Origin of the sequence: Rhizobium sp. IBUN, from assembly GCF_000510625.1 — a bacterium.
Taxonomy (GTDB): Bacteria; Pseudomonadota; Alphaproteobacteria; order Rhizobiales; family Rhizobiaceae; genus Rhizobium; species Rhizobium altiplani.
This window is the reverse complement of sequence record NZ_AZNV01000002.1, coordinates 325,405-342,190: the sequence shown is the minus strand read 5'-3', so window position 1 is coordinate 342,190 and position 16,786 is coordinate 325,405. Positions and strand designations below refer to the sequence as shown.

The window sequence follows — 16,786 nt, the reverse complement described above, 5'->3', positions numbered from 1 at the left end:
ATGGATGCGATGGTCGAAGCCAGGGGACACTACATCAATGCCGATCCCTATGCCTGGCCCTACAACGGCGCGCTGAGGCCGGACAACACGGCGCTCGTCATCATCGACATGCAGACGGATTTCTGCGGTCAAGGAGGCTACGTCGATCATATGGGCTATGATCTTTCGCTCGTGCGCGCACCGATCGAGCCGATCAAGCGGGTCCTTTCGGCCATGCGCGCCAAGGGCTATCACATCATTCACACCCGGGAGGGTCATCGGCCCGATCTCGCCGACCTGCCGGCGAACAAGCGCTGGCGCTCGCAGCGTATTAACGCTGGCATCGGCGACGCCGGCCCTTGCGGCCGCATCCTCGTTCGCGGGGAGCCGGGCTGGGATATTATAGACGAGCTGAAACCGATCGAGGGCGAGACGATCATCGATAAGCCCGGCAAAGGCTCTTTCTGTGCCACGGATCTGGAGTTGATCCTCAATCAGAAGCGGATCGAGAACATCATCCTGACAGGCATCACCACCGATGTCTGCGTTCACACGACGATGCGCGAGGCCAACGATCGCGGCTTTGAGTGCCTGCTGCTCGAGGACTGCTGCGGCGCCACCGACTATGGCAACCACCTCGCAGCTATCAAGATGGTGAAGATGCAGGGCGGCGTATTCGGATCTGTGTCCAACGCGGCTACCCTGATCGAGGCCCTTCCCTGATGCCCTCCTTGCGTGCTCATGTCTTTCGCGTCCCGGCAGGCAGTCCTGATGATGTTTCCGGTGTCGAAGCCCTGTTTGCCGGCCGAGTTGACGCCTCCGACGTGGTCGCCGTGCTTGGCAAGACCGAGGGCAACGGCTGCGTCAACGACTTCACCCGCGGCTACGCCACACGCAGCTTCGAGCGGCTGTTCGATGAGCAGAATGTGGAAGGCGTCTCAATCGTCATGTCCGGCGGCACGGAAGGCGGGCTCTCGCCTCACTGGACCATCTTCACGCGCAAACAGGTCGAGGAGCCCGGAGAAGGGGCTCTGGCAATCGGCGTGGCGCGCACCCCTGCCCTGCCGCCTGAACAACTCGGCAGGCGAGAACAGGTCCGCGTGGTGGCGGCGGCGGTTAAAGCCGCCATCCGGGATGCCGGGATCGAGGACACCGCCGATGTCCATTTCGTACAGATCAAATGCCCGCTGCTGACCTCTCAGCGGATTGCCGATGCGGAATCAGCCGGCAAGACGACGGCGACGCGCGATACGCTGATATCAATGGCGCTGTCACGCGGCGCGTCGGCACTTGGCGTTGCCGTTGCACTTGGCGAGGTGGATATCGACGCCATCGACGACAGTGAAATCTGTAGCCGCTTCGATCTCTATTCCCGATGCGCCTCGGCTTCTTCAGGCGTCGAGCTCTTGGATCATGAGGTCATTGTACTCGGCATGAGCGCAAAATGGTCCGGGCCTCTCACCATCGACCATGCCGTCATGCGGGACGCGATAGACACTGGATCCGTCCGCGCTGCCTGGGATCGTCTGCCGGCGGAAGGAAGGCTCTCGGCCGTGCTGGCCAAGGCCGAACCGGATCCGTCCGGTCACGTTGGTGGCAGGCGCCATACCATGCTGAACGATTCCGATATTGCCGGCACACGCCATGCCCGCGCGTTTGTTGGCGGCGTGCTCGCCGGCGTCTTCGGCATGACCGACTTATACGTATCGGGCGGTGCCGAACATCAGGGACCGCCAGGTGGCGGGCCGGTCGCAATTATCGTCGAAAAAGGAGACCTGAAGTGAGTATCGTACGCGACACGCCTCTTCCCCAGGCTGGCAAGGCCGTCGGCATCCAGACGCTCGACATGACGATGCGGTTTGCCAGCTTCACGGCGCTCGACCACGTATCGATCGATATCCCGGCCGGAACCTTCCATGCGCTCCTCGGGGAGAACGGCGCCGGCAAGTCAACGCTCGTCAAGTGCATCATGGGCTTCTACCATCAAACCTCGGGTTCGCTCTCGGTCGATGGGCGCGAAGTGGCGATCACCTCTCCCAGGGATGCGGCAACCTATGGGCTCGGCATGGTCTACCAGCATTTCACGCTGGTGCCGTCGCTGACGGGCGCCGAAAACCTCGTCATCAGCCGGGCTGCCGTGCCCGCGGTGATCAACTGGGCCAAGGAGCGCAGGGATCTTGCAGCCTTCATGGAGCACATGCCGTTCAAGATTCCGCTCGATCGCCCCGTCAGCGAGCTGGCCGCTGGCGAAAAGCAGAAGCTCGAAATCGTCAAGCAGCTCTATCTCGGCCGCAGTTTCCTGGTGCTCGACGAACCGACATCCGTGCTGACGCCAGCCGAGGCGGACGAAATGCTCGGACTGGTGCGCGGCATGACCGATCGCGGCGAGCTGACCGTGCTGATGATCTCACACAAGTTCCATGAGGTTACGAAGTTCGCCGACGCGGTTTCGATCCTGCGGCGCGGCAAGCTGGTCGGCGGCGGAGGGGTCGACCAGCTGTCGGCCGCAGAGATGGCATCGATGATGATCGGCGACGTCAAGCTCGCCCAGCTCGACACACGCGTGCCAGTGTCTGAGATGGCAAAGCCTGTTCTCAAGGTGGAAAAGGTCAAGGCACCGGATCGCTCGGGGTTGAAAACCATTGAGATCGAGACCCTGACGGTTCGCTCCGGTGAAATCGTCGGTATCGCCGGCATATCGGGCAACGGCCAGAAGGAGCTGACGGAGATCCTGGCCGGCCAGCGGCCGACCGAGTCTGGCAGCGTGCTGGTCAATGGCGACGCCTACGGCGCGACCCGGCCGGAGACGCGCCGGAACAATGTGCGCTTCATTCCCGAGGAGCCCCTGCACAATGCCTGCGCGCCCCGCATGACGGTCAGCGAAAATCTTGCCTTCCGTACATTCGATCTCAAAAACGACGGAAAAGATGCGATCTGGCTCAACAAGGGCAGGATGAAGAAACGCGCGACGGATCTGATCACCGATTACAAGGTCAGGACCGCTTCCTCCGCCTCGCCGATCGCAGCCCTTTCCGGCGGCAATGTGCAACGCGCGGTGCTGGCGCGTGAACTGACCGGCGAAGTCGATCTCCTGATCGTCGCCAATCCTTGCTTCGGCCTCGATTTCTCAGCTGTCGCGGAAATCCGCGCCCGCATCATGAGGGCGCGCAACTCCGGTGCGGCCGTGCTGCTGCTGTCGGAGGATCTCGACGAACTGTTGGAGATGTCCGACCGGATCATGGTCATCTCGGACGGCAAGCTGGTCTACGAAACCCCGGCGCGCGCTGCCGATATCTCGGTCATCGGCGCGCATATGGCAGGACATCACTGATGCCAGACATCAAGGCACAACCTTTTGCCTTTCCGGCCAGGCCCGACCAACTGGCACTGATCGTCATCGACATGCAGCGTGACTTTGCCGAGCCAGGCGGTTTCGGCGCAAGCCTCGGCAACGATGTCAGCCGCATCACCAGGATCATTCCCGACGTCAAACGGCTGATTGAGGGATTTCGCGAGGCCGGCCTGCCTGTCATTCACACTATGGAGTGCCACAAGCCGGATCTTTCGGATCTGCCTCCCGCCAAGCGCAACCGCGGCGCTCCAACCCTTCGGATCGGCGATGACGGGCCGATGGGACGGATCTTGATTGCCGGAGAGGCTGGCACGGCGATCCTGGCGGAGCTCGCCCCCGTCGACGGCGAAATCGTGATCGAGAAGCCGGGCAAAGGCGCATTCTACGCGACCGAACTCGGCGACATCTTGAAAGCGAGGGGCATCAGCCAGCTTGTCTTTGCCGGCGTCACAACCGAGGTCTGCGTTCAGACGACCATGCGCGAAGCCAATGATCGCGGGTACGAATGCCTTCTCGCCGAAGAAGCAACCGAGAGCTATTTTCCCGAGTTCAAGGATGCCGCCATCGCCATGATCCGCGCCCAGGGCGCGATCGTTGGATGGACTTCACATGTGGACGACATATTGGAGGCGATTGGTCATGCCTGAGACGACACGCGAGCTTCTGACGCTAGGTGGCTGGAAAGAGCTAACTTTCTCTCCATTTCGTGAGGACGTTACGATCCACTGGATCCGCCCTTTCGAAAACGATCAGCCGGGGGTCGCCCTTTTGAAATACGAGGCCGGAGCCTCCGTGCCGCGGCATCGACACGAGGGGCTCGAAACCATCCTGGTCCTGGAAGGCACACAATCCGATGAGGCCGGCGACTATGGGCGCGGCAGCTATGTCGTGAATGCGGCTGGAACCGAGCATTCCGTCTGGAGTGACACCGGCTGCGTGGTGCTGATCCAATGGGATCGGCCCGTAAGGATACTGGAAGAGGAAATAGCATGACCGGCGCACCGGCTTTCGACATCGCATCGCTGCACGCATTCTACGCTTTGGGTGGAAGCCCCGACACGATCATTGGCCGGGTGTTTGCGCGCCTGGCCGAAGTCAACGATCCTGGTATCTTTCTTCATCTCTCAGATCGCGAAGCGCTGCTTGCCGAAGTGGAAGCGCTGGGTCCGTTTGATGCCGAGGCCAAGCCGCTCTGGGGCATCCCCTTTGCCGTGAAGGACAACATCGATGTCGCCGGCATGCCGACAACGGCTGCCTGCCCTGACTATTCCTATGTAGCGGCTGTTGATGCGACCGTCGTTCGCTTGCTCAAGCAGGCCGGGGCCCTCGTCATCGGCAAGACAAACCTTGACCAGTTCGCAACAGGCCTCGTGGGCGTCCGCTCGCCCTACCCGATCCCTCGCAACGCCATCGACGCCAACCTCGTTCCCGGTGGCTCCAGCTCCGGCTCGGCCGTCGCCACCGCCCAAGGGATCGTCAGCTTCGCGCTCGGAACGGATACGGCCGGCTCCGGCCGTATCCCTGCGGGACTTAACAACATCGTCGGCCTCAAGCCGAGCGTCGGCGCCCTTTCGACGGCGGGGGTCATACCGGCCTGCCGCACGCTCGACTGTGTTTCCATATTTGCCCTTACCGTCGATGATGCATGGCGTGTCTTCGACACCACCGCGCGCTACGACGCGGCGGATGCTTACTCGAAGGATGTAGCCGCATCCGGCTATGGTTCTCTTCCGCCGGTCCTGAGCATCGGGGTTCCTTCAAAGGCAGACCGCCAGTTCTTTGGCGACGCCCGCATGGAGGCTTCGTACGAGGGCGCGCTCGCGATGTTGACGATGCTCGGTCATCGCGTGGTCGAAGTGCCGTTCGGAGATTTTTACAAGGTTGCCAATCTGCTCTACGAGGGCGCCTGGGTGGCGGAACGCTATGCCGCGGTGAAGGCCTTCTTCGATGCCAACGAAACGAGCTTCCATCCGGTCACACGCAAGATCTATGGTGGCGCGAAGGCGCTGAGCGCAGCCGATGCCTTCAATGGTCTCTACGCCTTTCAGGCTCTGAAGCAGACAGTGCAGCCGATCATCGATTCTGTCGATCTCTTCTGTGTGCCGACGGCCCCGAGGCACTATACGCTGGCCGACCTTGCTGCCGAACCGATCCGCGAGAACTCGCGGCTTGGGACCTATACCAATTTCGTCAATCTGCTCGATATGTGCGGGATCGCCGTGCCGACTGGCAAGCGTGGCGACGGCCTCCCGGCGAGCGTGACCCTGTTGGCACCGTCCGGACGGGATGGCCTGGCGGCCTCCCTTGCCCGAGAGATCCACCAAGCAGCCGGTGTCAGTCTGGGAGCGACAAGCTGGTCTCTGCCACCGACTTTTCCGAAACCGGCGAGAATTGATGAGGATGGGATGATCGATCTCGTTGTCGTCGGTGCGCATCTCTCCGGCATGCAACTAAACGTCCAACTGCGCGACCTCGACGCCGTGTTCTCTCGGCAGGCGCAGACATCGGATTCCTACAGGCTCTATGCCCTTGCCGGCCAGGTGCCCGCCAAGCCGGGGATGATCCGTGTCGAGGCCGGCAGAGGCGGCCGCATCGACGTGGAAGTCTGGCGCTTGACGCCCGCTGCCTTCGGGCAATTCGTGGCGGCAATACCCTCGCCGCTTGGAATCGGCTCAATCAGTCTGTCAGACGGAACTGTGGCTAAAGGCTTCCTTGTTGAACCCGCAGGGATAACAGGGGCCACCGACATCACCAACTATGGCGGCTGGCGCAACTATGTGGCGGCGGACACCGACCGGAGAGCGCGAAGCGCAGGCTGATCAATCCCGGCAATTGTGAATCGCAGTGCCGGGGAGTTCTCACCATCTGTTACGGCAGCGCCAGCTGCCAAGATAACCGGCTGCGTTGCCACGACGCCAATGCGGCCGCGCTCTGGCTCCGTTTCTAGGGTAACCGCGGTCGGTTCAACCGGCAGCAATGATCTTGTGGCCACGGGCGCCCCGCAATTGCTGCGGAGCAACAACGATTGCCACTTGCAATGTTTAGAAAAATAACTATCACTAAACATATTGCTAAACATGAGAGTTGAGGAGTTCATGTAGGCATTCTCGCAAATGGGTGAACTTGCGCGGTCGGCGGGGAGCCGGCCTTTGGTTCTGGGAGGAACTTATGCAAAAGAAATCGAAAGCCCTTCTCGGGCTGGCCTCGGCGTTCATCATCTCGTCGGCGCTGCCCAATCTCGCCAAAGCCGACCAATTGACGCTCTGCTGGGCCGCATGGGATCCGGCAAACGCACTGGTCGAGCTCTCCAAGGATTTCACCGCCAAAACCGGCACTGAAATGAAGTTCGAGTTCGTACCGTGGACGAGCTATGCAGACCGCTTCCTCAATGAACTGAACTCCCATGGCAAGCTCTGTGACCTGATCATCGGCGACAGCCAGTGGATCGGTGGCTCGGCTGAAAACGGCCATTACGTCAAGCTCAACGACTTCTTCGACAAGGAAGGCATCAAGATGGATGACTTCGTGCCGGCGACGGTTGTCGGCTATTCGGAATGGCCGAAGAATACGCCGAACTATTGGGCGCTGCCCGCCATGGGCGATGTGGTCGGCTGGACCTACCGCAAGGACTGGTTCGAGCGGCCGGAACTGCAGAAGGAATTCAAGGCAAAGTATGGTCACGATCTCGCGGCGCCAAAGACCTACGACGAGCTGAAGCAGATCGCCGAGTTCTTCCAGAAGCGCGAGATCGATGGCAAGACTGTCTACGGCGCCTCGATCTATACGGAGCGCGGCTCTGAAGGCATCACGATGGGCGTGACCAACGTCCTCTACGACTGGGGCTTCCAGTACGACAATCCAGACAAGCCCTACGAGATGGAAGGCTTCGTCAATTCGCCCGATGCGGTCAAGGGACTGGAGTTCTACAAGGCACTCTATGACTGCTGCACACCGCCCGGCAGTTCCAACGTTTACATGGTTGAATCCGCCGACGCCTTCAAGTCCGGTCAGGTGGCCATGCAGATGAACTTCGCCTTCACATGGCCGGGTCTCTACAAGGATGAGAAAGTCGGTGGCGACAAGATCGGCTTCTTCCCCAACCCGGCGGAAAAGAAACATTTCGCCCAGCTTGGCGGACAGGGTATCTCGGTCGTCTCCTACTCCGACAAGAAAGACGCGGCACTGCAGTACATCAAGTGGTTCGCCCAGCCTGAAGTGCAGGCCAAGTGGTGGCAGCTCGGCGGCTACTCGTGCCTGAAGTCAGTTGTGAACGCCCCAGACTTTGCGTCCAGCCAGCCATATGCCCAGGCATTCCTGGACTCGATGGCGATCGTCAAGGATTTCTGGGCCGAGCCGAGCTACGCAACCCTCCTGCAGGACATGCAGAAGCGCGTTCATAACTATGTCGTGGCCGGCAACGGCACGGCTCAGGAGGCGCTCGATGGCCTCGTGAAAGACTGGACCGAAGTCTTCAAGGACGACGGCAAGATCTAGTGTCCGGCTGGACGCAAAACATTCTTGCCAGAATGGCGGCCCGGATCGCCAAGACTGCCGGGCCGCCACGTGTCTCACATACGCAAAGACCAGGTGACACCTTGAACATTTCATCTTCCTCCATGGTCGAAAAGGCAGCTGACGCGACAGCGAGGGCGACGCCGATATCAGTCGCACGCCGTGTCCGGGGACTTTCCGACCGAGCGATTGCCTGGTTGTTCATTGCACCGGCCATCATCCTGCTTCTCGCCATCAACATCTTCCCGCTCATCTGGGCGATCTATCTGTCGTTCACGAACTATCGTGCCAACCGCCCGAATGCGCCTGTTCTGAACGTCGGATTTAGCAACTACCAGCGTGTCCTGAACGACCCCGATATCTGGCAGGCCATGCAGACGACGGCGCATTTCGTGTTTTGGACGATCCTGCTGCAGACGGTTATCGGCTTTACGCTCGCCTATCTGATCGACCGCAAGTTTCGTGGCCACGCGTTCTGGACGACGCTCATCCTGATACCGATGATGCTGTCTCCGGCTGTTGTCGGAAATTTCTGGCGCTTTCTCTACGAGCCGCAGATTGGTCTTTTTGCCTACGCGGTTTCGCTCATCACCGGCATTCCGACCGCCGACATCCAGATGCTCGGCAGTGTCACGCTGGCGCCTTGGGCCATCATCATTGTCGATACCTGGATGTGGACGCCTTATGTCATGCTGATCTGCCTCGCGGGCCTGCGATCCATCCCGGACTACATCTATGAGGCAGCCGAGGTCGACCGCGCCTCCCCCTGGCGGCAATTCTGGTCGATCACGGTGCCGATGGCCTTGCCTTTCATCATGCTCGCCGTACTGTTCCGCGGCATCGAGAACTTCAAGATGTTCGACATGGTTACACTGCTGACCGGTGGCGGCCCGGGTTCGACCACGGAAGTGGCCTCGATCACCTTGAAGCGCACGGCCTTCGAGAGCTGGGCGACAGGGCGGGCGTCTGCCTTCGCCATTATCCTCTTCGTTGCCGTGTTCGGCCTCGCCAACATCTACGTCAAGGCACTCAACAAGGTGAAGCAACGATGAGCTCCGTCACCTCAGCCCATTCCGTCGTCGAACCGAGCCGGGCCAACAAGCGGATCGCCGGCACCATCGTGATCCTTTACGCCCTGATCACCATGATCCCTCTCGTCTGGATCTTCCTGACCAGCATCAAGTCCCCGCCGGACTCCATCAGCTATCCTCCGAAGATCATCTTCACCCCGACGCTGGAAGGCTACTGCAACCTCCTGACAACAAGGACGCGGCAGACGCCGGAATATATCGCCTCCCTGCCCGCGCCGACCGGCACCTGCGACGAGGTCACCCGCAAGCGCAACATGGTGATCGCCGGTCCCTCGAATTTCCTTCCGCGCTTTGCCAACTCGCTGGTGATTGCCTTCGGCTCGACATTCCTGGCCGTCTCATTGGGAACGCTGGCCGCCTATGGCTTCTCGCGTTTCAGGGTCCCCCTTGCCGACGACCTGTTGTTCTTCATCCTGTCGACACGCATGATGCCGCCGATCGCCGTCGCCATCCCAATCTATCTCATGTACCGGGAGCTTGGCCTTTCCGACACGGCGCTGGGCATGATCCTGCTTTACACCGCGGTCAACGTCTCTCTTGCAGTCTGGCTCCTGAAGGGCTTCATCGACGAGATCCCACGGGAGTACGAGGAGGCAGCGATGATCGACGGCTACACGCGGCTGCAGGCTTTCTGGAAAGTCGTCCTGCCGCAAGCAACGACCGGCATTGCCGCCACCGCGATCTTCTGTCTGATCTTTGCCTGGAACGAGTATGCCTTTGCGGCACTGCTGACATCGGGCGAAGCCCAGACGGCACCGCCCTTCATTCCGACCATTATCGGCGAAGGCGGTCAGGACTGGCCGGCGGTCGCGGCGGGAACAACGATCTTCCTGATCCCGATCCTCGTCTTCACCATTCTCCTGCGCAAACAGCTCTTGCGTGGCATCACCTTCGGAGCGGTCCGCAAATGACCCACCTCGTAGAAACACCGCGCCGCCCATCCCACCCGAAGCGCCCGTTCTTTCTGCGTCGCGGCCCAATGGAAAACATCGCAACCGCGTTGATTGCCATCGGCTTTCTCATGCTCTTCCAGCCATTCCTGTTGGTGCTCTACACCTATTCGCTGGTGACGCTGCTCGCAGGCACGGCCATGTTCATCATCGTCTCGAAGTTTCCGGAGTGAACCATGGCGGACATCAGAATAGAAAATCTCCGCAAGCAGTTCGGCAGCTTTGTCGCTGTGCAGGATTCAAGCTTCACCATCCACGACGGCGAATTCCTGGCACTGCTCGGTCCGTCCGGTTGCGGCAAGACGACGACGCTGCGCATGATCGCCGGTCTGGAACTGCCGACCAGCGGCAAGATCTATCTTGACGGCGAAGACGTCACCTTCAACCGCGCCAGCGCGCGCGATATCGCTTTCGTCTTCCAGCTCTTTGCGCTCTACCCGCATATGAACGTGCGCAAGAACATCGGCTTTCCGCTGCTGTCGCAAGGCATGCCGAAGGCCGAGATCCGCCAGCGCGTCGAGGAAACCGCGCGGCTGTTGCAGATCGATCATATCCTTGACCGATCGGTCTCCGGACTTGCCGGCGGCGACCGGCAGCGTGTGGCGCTCGGGCGCGCCATCGTACGCCGTCCCAAATGCTTCCTGATGGACGAACCGCTCGGGACGCTCGACGCCGAATTTCGCGAGGTCATGGTTCACGAACTTCGTGAACTGCACAACCGCATTCAAGCGACGACGGTGTACGTCACCCATGACCAGCATGAGGCGATGGCGATGGCCGACAAGATTGCCGTCATGAACCATGGGGTCATCGAGCAATTCGGTACGCCCCAGGAAATCTACAGCAAGCCCGCCACCATGTATGTCGCCGATTTCATCGGCTCGCCGTCGATGAATTTCATGCGCTTCACCTCGGGGCTGCAGACGGGCGCGCGATCCGTCTCGCTGCATGGGGTCGATGTCGCCGTTCCCGAGGTGCACCAGGACCTGGCCGAGGCCGAATTGGCACTCGGGGTTCGGCCTGAGCATATTCGCCTGAGCGATACGTCGCCCTTGAGGGGAGCGGTTTATGGCAGCGAATACCTCGGGACCAATCAGGTCGTGACGATCGAGACGTCGAGCGGCGTCATCAAGGCGCGAGTTCCGGCAAACCGCAACTTCCGGATCGGCGAGACGGTCGGTCTTGACTTCAATTCGGCCAAGCTCGCGCTGTTTGACTGCCAGTCGGGCCGCGCCATTGCTTCGGCACTCTACTCGGAGGCCGAGCATGGCTGACATCGTCCTCAAGGGCCTCGACAAGCGTTTTGGCGATACGCAGGCTCTGTCTGATCTCAACCTTTCCATCCGCGATGGCGAGTTCGTCGTCCTGCTTGGGCCGACCGGTGCCGGCAAGACAACGACGCTGCGCCTCATTGCCGGCCTGGAAAGACCGGATAGCGGTCGCATCGAGATCAATGGTCGCAACGTCTCGGGCGAAGCGCCCGCCGAGCGCGACGTTGCCTTCGTCTTCCAGCAATATTCGCTCTATCCGCACATGACGGTTTACGACAACCTCGCCTTCCCGCTGCGAGCGCCTGTGCGCAAGCTGGGGGCTGAAGAGATCGACCGTCGCGTGCGCGAAATTGCGCGTATGGTCCGGATCGACCACAAGCTCGAGAACCGTTCGACGCGTCTGTCGGGCGGCGAAATGCAGCGTGTCGCGATCGGCCGGGCGTTGGTACGTCGGCCCGCCATCTACCTGATGGACGAACCCCTCTCGTCGCTCGATGCGAAGCTGCGCGCCGAACTGCGCCTGGAACTCAAACGGATCCAGAAGGAACTCGGTTCCACGTTGCTTTACGTGACCCACGACCAGGTCGAAGCCATGACGATGGCGGATCGGATCGGCATTGTTGCTGGAGGCAGGCTGTTGCAGGTCGGAACGCCGCGTGAAATCTACGGCAATCCCACCAGCCTCGATGTCGCTGCCCGGCTTGGCCAACCGCATATCAACCTGCTGCCCGCCGATCTCCTGCCAGGCGCCCATCCGCCGCCAGGTACCAGGACGATCGGTGCGCGAACCGAGCATCTCGATATCATGGTCGAAAAGAATGCCAATGCCGAAATCGACTGGATCGAGCACCTTGGCGACCAGAACCACCTTCACATCCGGGTGCGCGACCACAAGCTCGTCACACTTGCCGATCCATATCTCGCAATCCGGCCGGGTGATCGAATCAGCCTCACGTTACGCGATCCGCTCTATTTCGACGCCAGCGGCCAGCGTCTGGGCTAGAATTGAACGATACAAAACACACTGCATAAAAGACGGGTCTCTCTCCATGAAACATTTCTTCAATCGCCGGGAAACCATTGTTACCGAAGCCCTCGATGGTCTGCTCCTGACAAGCAGTGCCGGTCGGCTTGCCCGTCTCGATAGCTTCCCCGACATCAAGGTGATCCTGCGCGCTGATTGGGATAAGTCGAAGGTCGCGATCATCTCCGGCGGCGGCGCGGGTCACGAGCCCTCGCATGCCGGTTTCGTCGGCAAGGGCATGCTGACAGCGGCTGTATCGGGCGAGATCTTTGCTTCGCCGAGCGTCGATGCCGTGCTGACGGCCATCCGTGCGGTAACAGGCCCCAAGGGCGCCCTGCTGATCGTCAAGAACTATACGGGCGACCGGCTCAACTTTGGGCTCGCTGCCGAAAAGGCCCGCGCCGAAGGCTTCGATGTCGAGATGGTGATCGTTGCCGACGATATTGCGATCCCCGGAATCAACCAGCCCCGTGGCGTTGCCGGTACCTTGTTTGTACATAAGATCGCCGGCTACCACGCCGAAGCAGGAGCCGGCCTGAAGACGGTCGCCGCACAAGCGGCTGCCGCAGCCCGAGATATCGTTTCACTCGGCATGTCGCTTTCGACCTGCAGCGTTCCCGGTCAGGCGCATGAGGATCGGCTCGGCGCCAATGAAGGGGAGCTTGGCCTCGGCATCCATGGCGAGCCCGGTGTCGAGCGGATCGCCTTGCAGCCGGTTGTCGACCTTGTCGCGACGATGACCGAGCGACTGGCCGCAAGACTGGATGGTGCACATGACCAGGCACTCTTGATCAACAACCTTGGCGCCGTGCCGCCGCTTGAGATGGGCGTCATTGCCAATGCCGTGTTGTCCTCGCCGGTCACGCGTCGCGTGCGCCTGATCGTCGGACCGGCACCGATGATGACCGCGCTCAACATGAACGGTTTTTCGCTTTCGCTCATTCGGCTGGACGCTGCTCGCGAGGCCGCGCTGAAGGCGGCAGTCGGGCCGCATGCCTGGCCACCCGTCGCCGAACGGCACGACATCGCCATCGTTCCCGCCCCGGATAAGATATCTGGCCGGGATGAAGTGGCCTCGGCTAGCAATGACAGCCGGAGCCGTCGCCTTTTGACGGCGGTCTGCGAGCATCTGATTTCCCTCGAGAGCGAGTTGAACCGCCTCGATGGCCGCGTCGGTGATGGCGATACCGGGTCCACCATGGCAACAGGGGCGCGCAGCGTTCTTTCCCGCATCGACACACTGCCACTCAAGGATGCTGGCGCCACCATGGCCTCGATCGGCGAGATCCTGAGTACGAGCATGGGCGGTTCCAGCGGCGTACTGCTCTCGATCTTTTTTACGGCTGCCTCCAAGGCCATGGCGGAAAAGGCTGATATAGCCGCTGCCCTGCTTGCCGGGCTCGATCGGATGACGTTCTATGGAGGTGCCGGCATCGGCGATCGTACCATGGTCGACGCGCTGGCGCCCGCACTCGCGGCCTTGGCATCAGGTGATGTCGCGGCCGCGGCGAAGGCTGCGGCTACCGGTGCTCAATCGACAAAGGCGATGCTGAAGGCGAGGGCCGGCCGGGCCTCCTATGTCGGTGAGAAGGATCTGGAGGGAGTGCCGGATCCGGGGGCTGTCGCTGCGGCGGGCGTGTTCGAAGTCGTTGCAGCGCTGGCATGAATTGGCGATTGGAGGATATCGGATGCAGGCAGAACCGGTTCTTCTTACGGGATTGATCGAGACTTGCCGGGCAACGATTGCGGCAAACAGCGAACATCTCTGCGCGCTTGATCGGGCGATTGGGGACGGTGACCACGGAACGAATATGCGCCGTGGCTGCGACGCAGTCAGCGCCGAGGAAGCCTCTGTTGCAACTCTTCCCCTGCCCGACGCGCTTGAAAAGATCGGACTGACGCTCGTTATGAACATCGGTGGAGCGGCCGGCCCTCTCTATGGCACACTGCTCATGGAGATGGGTCGCGAGCTCCGTGCATTGCACCAGAACCAAGATTTTCCAGCGGTACTGAGGCAGGCAATTGATGCGGTCGCCCGTCGTGGCCGCTCGCATGCCGGGGACAAAACCCTTCTCGATGTTCTCTATCCGGTTCAGGACGCACTCGCGCATCGTTCATCTTTGACGGACATCGCACGTCAAGCCGAAGTTGCTGCCGAGCGGACGTCAGCCATGAGGGCGATGCGCGGACGCGCTTCCTATCTCGGCGACCGGTCAATCGGCCATGTCGATCCGGGCGCTTCAAGTTGTGCGCTTCTGACAACCGCGATCTGCCGCTATCTCGAGGAGCACCGCAGCGCATGAATGCGAAGACGCCAAACGTCGGAATTGTAATTGTCTCCCACTCGCCGCTGATTGCGCGTGGCACCGCCGATATGGTGCGGCAAATGGTGGGCGACAGCGTGCCGCTGGCCTGGTCCGGTGGCAACAGTCATGGCGAGTTGGGAACGGATGCCGGCGGAATTCTCAAAGCCATCGAGGAGGCCTGGTCGGACGCCGGCGTAGCCGTCTTCGTCGATCTGGGTGGGGCTGAAACCAACAGCGAAATGGCAATCGAAATGCTCGGCTCGCCCCGGTCCAAGCGGGTATCGATCTGCAACGCCCCTATCGTTGAAGGAGCCGTTATCGCCGCTGCCGAGGCCTCCGGTGGCGCATCACTGACCAAGGTGGTCGCAACGGCAGAGGAGCTCTCACCCTGATGAGCAGTGGATTGCGCATAGGAACCCATGAGGCCGGGCAGGTCCATGCCAGCTGCGAGACGGAGGTCGAGGTCAAGCATGGGGTCGGGCTACATGCCCGGCCTTCGGTGACGTTCACGCGGCTGGCAAAGTCGTTCCCCTGCTCCATCGAGGTCGCTGTCAATGGCAGCGACGTCTGGCTGAACGGCAAGAGCATCATCAAAATCATGGGCGCCAAGATCCGCAAGGGCTCGGTGCTTAAGATCCGCGCCGACGGAATCCTCGCCGAAGAAGCGATCCGGGCATTGAAGGGCCTCGTCGAGCGCAATTTCGATGAGGAAAAGAAGCATGGCCGCCCCGCTTAGATTGAAAGGCACGAGCGCGGCGCCAGGCGTTGCCAACGGACCGGCCTTCGTCGCCGAACCAATGGCCCCTGCCCCGTCACCGCCATCAAGCGTCTCCGGCCATGCCGAACTCGCCAGTGCAATCGACACCGCCATCCGCGAACTACAGGACCTTGGCACCGGGGCAGACCCCGAGGGCGGCGACATCGTCGAGTTTCAGATTGAGGTGCTCCGCGATCCAACGCTGACCGAGATGGCCGGCGCGCGCATCGATGCGGGTGAAAATGTAGCGTTCGCCTGGATCGGAACCCTCGATGGATACATCCGGGAACTGGAATGCTCGGAAGAAGATCAACTAAGGGCGCGTGCCGTCGACATTCTGGACATCAAGAACCGCGTCCTCTCCGTACTCACCGGAACGCCGGTCGACGACTTTCCAGCCGGGTCCATCTATGTCGGAAAGGACATGGAACCCAGCCGCTTCCTCGCCCATGACTGGTCGGCAGGCGGCGGTATCGTTCTTTTTGCAGGGAGTGCCGTCGGCCATGTCGCCCTGCTCGCCAAATCCCGGTCCGTTCCGATGGTGATTGGTACCGGCCGCTTCGCGACGGAAGGAGGGCAACACATGGGAGTCGACGGTGATTCAGGTGTTGTCATTCTAAAGACAGCCAGGGACCATGCGACGTCGACGCAAGTCAGCCGTGCGCCAACAAGCACCGCACCGCCACTCGACAGCGGAATCCTGCATACCGCGGACGGAGCGCAGGTCCTCTTGTCCATCAATGTCAATGCTCCCGACGAAATCGATGCGATCCCGGTCGCGACAACCGCCGGCATAGGGCTGATGCGCTCGGAGTTCGCGGTGACGTCGGTCGGTGATGCCGCAAACGAAGATAAGCAATTTGAGATCTATCGCCGCCTCCTGGATTGGGCGGATGGCCGGTCCGTGACAATCCGTATGTTGGATATCGGTGGCGACAAGCCGCTCTCCGGCCTCACGGAAATGTCCTCGTTGCGCGGCATTCGTCTTCTTCTTGCCCGGCCCGAGATTGCGCGTGTTCAAGCGCGAGCGCTTTTGCGCGCCGCCGTCTTCGGCAATCTTCGCATCATGCTGCCGATGGTGACATTTCCATCTGATGTCTACGATATCAGGCAGATCTATCGCGAAGAATCCAGCCTGCTCGCAAGCCGGGGTGTGCCGCACCGTATTCCCCCGATCGGCATGATGGTGGAGGTCCCGGCGGCGGCCCTCATGCTCGATCAATTCGAAAACGCAGACTTCTTTTCGTTTGGCACAAATGACCTTTCGCAATACCTCGTCGCTTCCGCACGCGAGCAGGCCGACTTTGCTCGATATCAAGCCCGCGCAGTGCCCGCAGTGCTGCGCCTGGTGGCACATGCGGTCAAGCTTGCCGGCGGCAAACCAGTCAGCATTTGCGGAGACATGGCCGGCGATCCATCCCGTATCCCTGATCTTCTGGCCGTCGGTCTGCGGCATTTTTCCGTGGCGCCAGATCGGCTTCCCACGATAAGATCGGCTATAGTCGGCCTGAATGCCGATGGGACAAGGGCAGCCGGAGAATAGG

The 16,786-nt window shown here is 61.0% G+C and carries 17 protein-coding genes; all 17 read left to right on the top strand.

Going from position 1 to position 16,786, the window contains the following annotated elements:
- Positions 1-702, top strand: coding sequence for an isochorismatase family cysteine hydrolase (locus tag RHIBUN_RS0103720; protein WP_025658506.1), 702 nt, complete (start codon positions 1-3; stop codon positions 700-702).
- Entirely contained in the window at positions 702-1,763 is a 1,062-nt protein-coding gene (locus RHIBUN_RS0103715; RefSeq protein ID WP_025658505.1) for a ring-opening amidohydrolase, read from the top strand. Before RHIBUN_RS0103720 ends, RHIBUN_RS0103715 begins: the two co-directional genes overlap by 1 nt.
- Positions 1,760-3,310 carry an ABC transporter ATP-binding protein gene (locus RHIBUN_RS0103710; protein WP_025658504.1) on the top strand — a complete coding sequence of 517 codons (1,551 nt, stop codon included), beginning with the start codon at positions 1,760-1,762 and terminating at the stop codon, positions 3,308-3,310. The genes RHIBUN_RS0103715 and RHIBUN_RS0103710 overlap by 4 nt, the downstream gene beginning before the upstream one ends.
- Positions 3,310-3,978, top strand: a complete 669-nt coding sequence (locus tag RHIBUN_RS0103705) for an isochorismatase family cysteine hydrolase (RefSeq protein WP_025658503.1) — start codon at positions 3,310-3,312, stop codon at positions 3,976-3,978. Before RHIBUN_RS0103710 ends, RHIBUN_RS0103705 begins: the two co-directional genes overlap by 1 nt.
- On the top strand, positions 3,971-4,324 hold the full coding sequence (locus RHIBUN_RS0103700) for a cupin domain-containing protein (RefSeq protein ID WP_025658502.1): 354 nt from the start codon (positions 3,971-3,973) through the stop codon (positions 4,322-4,324). The genes RHIBUN_RS0103705 and RHIBUN_RS0103700 overlap by 8 nt, the downstream gene beginning before the upstream one ends.
- Positions 4,321-6,150 (top strand): allophanate hydrolase, encoded by a 1,830-nt coding sequence (atzF, locus tag RHIBUN_RS0103695; protein WP_025658501.1) that lies wholly within the window; start codon positions 4,321-4,323, stop codon positions 6,148-6,150. The genes RHIBUN_RS0103700 and atzF overlap by 4 nt, the downstream gene beginning before the upstream one ends.
- Before the next feature lie 349 nt (positions 6,151-6,499).
- Positions 6,500-7,825: an ABC transporter substrate-binding protein gene (locus RHIBUN_RS0103690; RefSeq protein ID WP_018855614.1), complete on the top strand. Its 1,326-nt coding sequence runs from the start codon at positions 6,500-6,502 to the stop codon at positions 7,823-7,825.
- Between the two features lie 101 nt (positions 7,826-7,926).
- Positions 7,927-8,895, top strand: coding sequence for a sugar ABC transporter permease (locus tag RHIBUN_RS0103685; RefSeq protein WP_025658500.1), 969 nt, complete (start codon positions 7,927-7,929; stop codon positions 8,893-8,895).
- On the top strand, positions 8,892-9,845 hold the full coding sequence (locus tag RHIBUN_RS0103680) for a carbohydrate ABC transporter permease (protein WP_025658499.1): 954 nt from the start codon (positions 8,892-8,894) through the stop codon (positions 9,843-9,845). Before RHIBUN_RS0103685 ends, RHIBUN_RS0103680 begins: the two co-directional genes overlap by 4 nt.
- On the top strand, positions 9,842-10,057 hold the full coding sequence (locus RHIBUN_RS0103675; protein WP_025658498.1) for a hypothetical protein: 216 nt from the start codon (positions 9,842-9,844) through the stop codon (positions 10,055-10,057). The genes RHIBUN_RS0103680 and RHIBUN_RS0103675 overlap by 4 nt, the downstream gene beginning before the upstream one ends.
- A 3-nt stretch (positions 10,058-10,060) precedes the next feature.
- Positions 10,061-11,158, top strand: coding sequence for an ABC transporter ATP-binding protein (locus RHIBUN_RS0103670; protein ID WP_025658497.1), 1,098 nt, complete (start codon positions 10,061-10,063; stop codon positions 11,156-11,158).
- On the top strand, positions 11,151-12,158 hold the full coding sequence (locus RHIBUN_RS0103665; RefSeq protein WP_025658496.1) for an ABC transporter ATP-binding protein: 1,008 nt from the start codon (positions 11,151-11,153) through the stop codon (positions 12,156-12,158). The genes RHIBUN_RS0103670 and RHIBUN_RS0103665 overlap by 8 nt, the downstream gene beginning before the upstream one ends.
- A 46-nt stretch (positions 12,159-12,204) precedes the next feature.
- A complete protein-coding gene (locus RHIBUN_RS0103660) occupies positions 12,205-13,845 on the top strand; it encodes a dihydroxyacetone kinase subunit DhaK (protein WP_025658495.1) in 1,641 nt (546 codons plus the stop codon).
- A gap of 22 nt (positions 13,846-13,867) precedes the next feature.
- Complete coding sequence (gene dhaL / locus RHIBUN_RS0103655; RefSeq protein ID WP_025658494.1) at positions 13,868-14,482, top strand: dihydroxyacetone kinase subunit DhaL; 615 nt, start codon at positions 13,868-13,870, stop codon at positions 14,480-14,482.
- Positions 14,479-14,877, top strand: a complete 399-nt coding sequence (gene dhaM / locus RHIBUN_RS0103650) for a dihydroxyacetone kinase phosphoryl donor subunit DhaM (protein ID WP_018855606.1) — start codon at positions 14,479-14,481, stop codon at positions 14,875-14,877. Before dhaL ends, dhaM begins: the two co-directional genes overlap by 4 nt.
- The gene (locus RHIBUN_RS0103645) at positions 14,877-15,221 is read left to right on the top strand and encodes an HPr family phosphocarrier protein (protein ID WP_025658493.1); all 345 of its coding nucleotides are present in this window, start codon (positions 14,877-14,879) and stop codon (positions 15,219-15,221) included. Before dhaM ends, RHIBUN_RS0103645 begins: the two co-directional genes overlap by 1 nt.
- Positions 15,205-16,785: a putative PEP-binding protein gene (locus tag RHIBUN_RS0103640; RefSeq protein ID WP_025658492.1), complete on the top strand. Its 1,581-nt coding sequence runs from the start codon at positions 15,205-15,207 to the stop codon at positions 16,783-16,785. Before RHIBUN_RS0103645 ends, RHIBUN_RS0103640 begins: the two co-directional genes overlap by 17 nt.
- Position 16,786 lies beyond the last annotated feature (1 nt).

Excerpts from the sequence above, each read along its gene's own strand:
- RHIBUN_RS0103660 (WP_025658495.1), top strand. The coding sequence starts at position 12,205 with ATGAAACATTTCTTCAATCGCCGGGAAACCATTGTTACCGAAGCCCTC.
- RHIBUN_RS0103700 (WP_025658502.1), top strand. The coding sequence starts at position 3,971 with ATGCCTGAGACGACACGCGAGCTTCTGACGCTAGGTGGCTGGAAAGAG.
- RHIBUN_RS0103645 (WP_025658493.1), top strand. The coding sequence starts at position 14,877 with ATGAGCAGTGGATTGCGCATAGGAACCCATGAGGCCGGGCAGGTCCAT.
- atzF (WP_025658501.1), top strand. The coding sequence starts at position 4,321 with ATGACCGGCGCACCGGCTTTCGACATCGCATCGCTGCACGCATTCTAC.
- RHIBUN_RS0103680 (WP_025658499.1), top strand. The coding sequence starts at position 8,892 with ATGAGCTCCGTCACCTCAGCCCATTCCGTCGTCGAACCGAGCCGGGCC.
- RHIBUN_RS0103715 (WP_025658505.1), top strand. The coding sequence starts at position 702 with ATGCCCTCCTTGCGTGCTCATGTCTTTCGCGTCCCGGCAGGCAGTCCT.
- RHIBUN_RS0103665 (WP_025658496.1), top strand. The coding sequence starts at position 11,151 with ATGGCTGACATCGTCCTCAAGGGCCTCGACAAGCGTTTTGGCGATACG.
- RHIBUN_RS0103675 (WP_025658498.1), top strand. The coding sequence starts at position 9,842 with ATGACCCACCTCGTAGAAACACCGCGCCGCCCATCCCACCCGAAGCGC.
- RHIBUN_RS0103640 (WP_025658492.1), top strand. The coding sequence starts at position 15,205 with ATGGCCGCCCCGCTTAGATTGAAAGGCACGAGCGCGGCGCCAGGCGTT.
- RHIBUN_RS0103705 (WP_025658503.1), top strand. The coding sequence starts at position 3,310 with ATGCCAGACATCAAGGCACAACCTTTTGCCTTTCCGGCCAGGCCCGAC.
- dhaM (WP_018855606.1), top strand. The coding sequence starts at position 14,479 with ATGAATGCGAAGACGCCAAACGTCGGAATTGTAATTGTCTCCCACTCG.
- RHIBUN_RS0103690 (WP_018855614.1), top strand. The coding sequence starts at position 6,500 with ATGCAAAAGAAATCGAAAGCCCTTCTCGGGCTGGCCTCGGCGTTCATC.
- RHIBUN_RS0103720 (WP_025658506.1), top strand. The coding sequence starts at position 1 with ATGGATGCGATGGTCGAAGCCAGGGGACACTACATCAATGCCGATCCC.
- RHIBUN_RS0103670 (WP_025658497.1), top strand. The coding sequence starts at position 10,061 with ATGGCGGACATCAGAATAGAAAATCTCCGCAAGCAGTTCGGCAGCTTT.
- dhaL (WP_025658494.1), top strand. The coding sequence starts at position 13,868 with ATGCAGGCAGAACCGGTTCTTCTTACGGGATTGATCGAGACTTGCCGG.